This is a genomic window from Acidovorax sp. (assembly GCF_046294525.1).
In the GTDB taxonomy this organism is placed as follows: Bacteria; Pseudomonadota; Gammaproteobacteria; order Burkholderiales; family Burkholderiaceae_C; genus Acidovorax.
The window spans coordinates 1-3,699 of sequence record NZ_JBKBKQ010000049.1; the positions used below are offsets into that span (position 1 = coordinate 1).

Genomic DNA, 3,699 nt, shown 5'->3' on the forward strand with positions numbered 1-3,699 from the left:
GCCCATAGCTCAGGGGCGGGCTTCAATCAAAATCGAATTCAGCCCAGAGGCGCGTCGGGCTACCTGTGCCAGTCCGAGCCTCAAAGATACAAGGCGCTGCGCGCCTTCCCCCTTCTCTCGACCCGCTGCGCGGTTCGGGAGGGGGACGCTCCCAGCGCGGCGGGGCGGCCCTTGCGCGGGAGCACTGGCATTGGGCGACGGTTTCAACAGCCGGCTGCGAAGCACAGCACGCTAGATATTTGATTGCAAACACCATGAGCACGACCACACAGTCCTTACCTGCTGCAGCTGTACCCGGCCGCGGCATCGCCGCCTGGTGGCAGGCTGCGCCGTTCACGCTGGTGTTCGCGCTGTTTTTCATCATTCCGCTGGCGCTGATCGTGATGGTCAGCTTCTGGGACTTCAACGAGTACGAGCTGTTGCCCGGCTTCACGTTCAAAAACTACGTGTCGATCTTTGCGGGCTGTGGCGATGCGTCGGAGGGGCTGTGCGTCACGCTCAAGACGTATTACTCCACGCTCAAGTTCAGTTTTCTGGTGTGGCTGATCACGCTGGTGATCGGCTTCACCGTGGCCTATTTTTTGGCCTTCCACGTGCGCTCTTCGGGCATGCAGACCCTGCTGTTCGTGCTGTGCACCATCCCGTTCTGGACATCCAACGTGATCCGCATGATCTCGTGGGTGCCGCTGCTGGGGCGCAATGGGCTGGTCAACCAGACGCTGATGGGCATGAACCTCATCGAGACGCCCATCGAGTGGCTGCTGTTCTCGGATTTTTCGGTGGTGCTGGCCTTTGTGCACCTGTACACGATGTTCATGATCGTGCCCATCTTCAACAGCATGATGCGCATCGACCGCAGCCTCATCGAGGCGGCCAGCGACAGCGGCGCCAGTGGCTGGCAGACGCTGTGGAACGTGATCGTGCCGCTGTCGCGCACCGGCATCATCATCGGTTCGATCTTCGTGATCACCATCGTGATGGGGGACTTCGTGACGATTGGCGTGATGGGCGGCCAGCAGATCGCGTCCGTGGGCAAGATCATCCAGGTGCAGACCTCGTACCTGCAGTTTCCGTTGGCAGCGGCCAATGCGGTGATCCTGCTGGCGGTGGTGCTAATGATCATCTGGGGCCTCACGCGCCTCGTCGATATCCGCAAGGAGCTGTGAGATGAAAGTGCGCGATTCCCGCCCCGCCAGCTTCTGGCCCCTGGCCATCTTCTTTGCGCTGTTCGTGCTGTTCATGTACGGCCCCATGTTCGTCATCTTCATCCTGAGCTTCCAGGGGCCCGAAGGTGGGCTCACGTTTCCTATGCGCGGCGTGTCGTTGCACTGGTTCACCAAGCTGGCCGAGGGCCTGGGCGTGGTGGACATTGGTGCGGCGCTGTGGCGCTCGCTGGGCCTGGGCGTGGCGGTGATGCTGTGCACGGTGGTGTTGTCGGTGCTGGCCGGTCTGGCGTTTCGCAAGCGGCTGGCGGGCGGCAGCACGCTGTTTTTCATCGTCGTGGCCAGCCTCATCATGCCGTCCATCATCGTCTCGCTGGGCATCGGGCTGGAGTTCCGGCTCATCGACAACGGCATCAAGGCCGCCCTCGAATGGCTGGGCATGGAGAGTGCGCTGGAGGGCTACGACACATCGCTCGGCCTGTTCACCTCGGCCCTGGGCGCGCACCTGACCTGGACGCTGCCGTTTGGCCTGCTCATCATGTTCGCGGTGTTCAACCGCTTCAACCCGGCGTACGAAGAAGCCGCACGCGACCTGGGTGCCACGCCCTGGCAGGGCTTTGCGCATGTCGTGCTGCCGCTGATCGCGCCCTCGGTCGTGGGCATTGGCATGTTCGGCTTCACGTTGAGTTGGGACGAAATTGCCCGTACCTCGCAGGCCATTGGCGACGTGAACACGCTGCCGCTGGAGCTGCAGGGCCTGACCAGCACGGTGACCACGCCGTCCATCTACGCGCTGGGCACGCTGACCACGGTGGTGTCTTTCATCGTCATGGGCATCACGCTGGCGCTGGTGTGGGCTTTGGGCCGCAGGCGCAAGGGCCGTTCGGGGTAAAAACGGCACCCTTATGACGACCACCCTCCCCAAGCCCCGGCGCGCGCGCGCTGCGGTCACCGAACCGCCCGTGCAGCCCGACACGACCGGCCAGCTCAGCGACAACGACATGTACGACCGCATGGTGTCGGCCATCCTCGACCACCGCCTGCCGCCCGGCACCAAGCTGGTGGAGGACAAGCTGGCAGCGGCTTTCGGTGTCTCGCGCACGCGGGTGCGGCCTGTTCTGGTGCGGCTCGCCAATGAACAGGTGGTCACGCTCACACCCAACCGGGGTGCCTCCATCGCCCAGCCCACGCCGCAAGAGGCGCTGGAGGTGTTTGAGGCCCGCCGCCTGCTGGAGCCGCGCCTGGTGGAGCTGTTCATCGCCAACGCCACCGATGCCGACATCGCCGCGCTGCGCACCTGCATCGATGACGAAGAGGCCGCCCGCGCCAGCGGCGACATGCGCCGCGCCATCCGCCTTTCGGGCGACTTTCACCTGCACATCGCGCAGGCGGCCGGGCACCAGACGCTAGGCCGCATCCTGCGCGAGCTGGTCTCGCGCACCTCGCTCATCCTGATGACCTACAGCCCCAGCCACGCCCAAACCCGCGAAGAGGCCACCGCCTGCGGCTGCCGGGAACACCGGGCACTGATTGATGCCATCCGGCTGCGCGATGCCCGCGAGGCACCCCGGCTGATGCTGGCCCACCTGGCGCGGATCGAGTCGCAGCTGGAGTTCACGCCGCCTGCGGCAGAGGCGCCCGATCTGGCGCGGTTGCTGGGTGGTGTCTGACGGTTTTCCCACACGTTTGCCCATGCGCCAACTGCTCGTCATCAACCCCAACATGTCGGCCCCTGTCAGTGCCTTGCTGCAGCGCCATGTGCAGGCGGCTGCGGGCTCGCATGTGGCGGTGCGCACAGCCACGGCCCGTTTCGGCGCGCCGTACATTGCCTGCGAGGCGAGCTACGCTGTGGCGGCCCATGCCGCGCTCGATGTGTGGGCACATGAGATCGCACAGCCCCAGACCCCGCCCGACGCAGTGCTGATCGGCTGCTTTGGCGATCCGGGCCTGATGGCGCTGCGTGAAAGCAGCCCCGTGCCCGTGACCGGCTTGGCCGAAGCGTCCTTCATTGAGGCTGCGCGCCACGGCCGCTTTGCCATCGTGACGGGCGGCGAGCGCTGGGGCCCCATGCTGCAGCGCCTGGCGCAGGCGCTGGGCCACTCCCACGCACTGGCAGGCATTCACACCGTGGCCCCCACCGGCGCGCAACTGGCGGCTGACCCCGAGGCGGCCCGTGCCTTGCTGGCCCAGGCCTGCAGAGACGTGGTGCGCCAGATGGGAGTGCAGGCCATCATCCTGGGCGGGGCAGGGCTGGCCGGCATGGCCGCTGCGGTGCAGCCACAGGTGTCGGTGCCCGTGATCGACAGCGTGGTCGCCGGCGCCACCTGGGCGCTGCGCGCGCACCCCGTGCCGCCGCAGCGCAAGGTGGCGGGGTTTGATGTGGCTTGGGCGGGGGTTTCGCAAGAGATGGCAGCTTTAGCAGGCTGTTGAAATTCACTACTTGCCACCGAACGCCCCCGCTTTAAGTTGAAGGCGCTCAGCAAACGGCTTGTTTGACCAACCCTTGATACCGCTTCGCGGTGGGCATCGGCCGCTC

At 65.6% G+C, this 3,699-nt stretch carries 4 protein-coding genes; all 4 read left to right on the plus strand.

Annotated elements, in window-relative coordinates:
• Nucleotides 1-254: 254 nt before the first annotated feature.
• The 4 genes from ACK4HJ_RS22835 to ACK4HJ_RS22850 are packed head-to-tail and all read left to right on the plus strand — an operon-like array spanning nt 255 to nt 3,593.
• Entirely contained in the window at nt 255-1,166 is a 912-nt protein-coding gene (locus tag ACK4HJ_RS22835; RefSeq protein WP_409835833.1) for an ABC transporter permease, read from the plus strand.
• 1 nt (nt 1,167) lies between these two features.
• Entirely contained in the window at nt 1,168-2,055 is an 888-nt protein-coding gene (locus ACK4HJ_RS22840; protein WP_409835835.1) for an ABC transporter permease, read from the plus strand.
• Between the two features lie 13 nt (nt 2,056-2,068).
• Nucleotides 2,069-2,833: a GntR family transcriptional regulator gene (locus ACK4HJ_RS22845; RefSeq protein WP_056747172.1), complete on the plus strand. Its 765-nt coding sequence runs from the start codon at nt 2,069-2,071 to the stop codon at nt 2,831-2,833.
• 22 nt (nt 2,834-2,855) lie between these two features.
• Nucleotides 2,856-3,593 carry an aspartate/glutamate racemase family protein gene (locus ACK4HJ_RS22850; RefSeq protein WP_409835837.1) on the plus strand — a complete coding sequence of 246 codons (738 nt, stop codon included), beginning with the start codon at nt 2,856-2,858 and terminating at the stop codon, nt 3,591-3,593.
• Nucleotides 3,594-3,699: the final 106 nt, after the last annotated feature.

What these genes read in the sequence shown, in the direction of transcription:
- ACK4HJ_RS22840 (WP_409835835.1), top strand. Translation starts at nt 1,168, where the DNA reads ATGAAAGTGCGCGATTCCCGCCCCGCCAGCTTCTGGCCCCTGGCCATC.
- ACK4HJ_RS22835 (WP_409835833.1), top strand. Translation starts at nt 255, where the DNA reads ATGAGCACGACCACACAGTCCTTACCTGCTGCAGCTGTACCCGGCCGC.
- ACK4HJ_RS22845 (WP_056747172.1), top strand. Translation starts at nt 2,069, where the DNA reads ATGACGACCACCCTCCCCAAGCCCCGGCGCGCGCGCGCTGCGGTCACC.
- ACK4HJ_RS22850 (WP_409835837.1), top strand. Translation starts at nt 2,856, where the DNA reads ATGCGCCAACTGCTCGTCATCAACCCCAACATGTCGGCCCCTGTCAGT.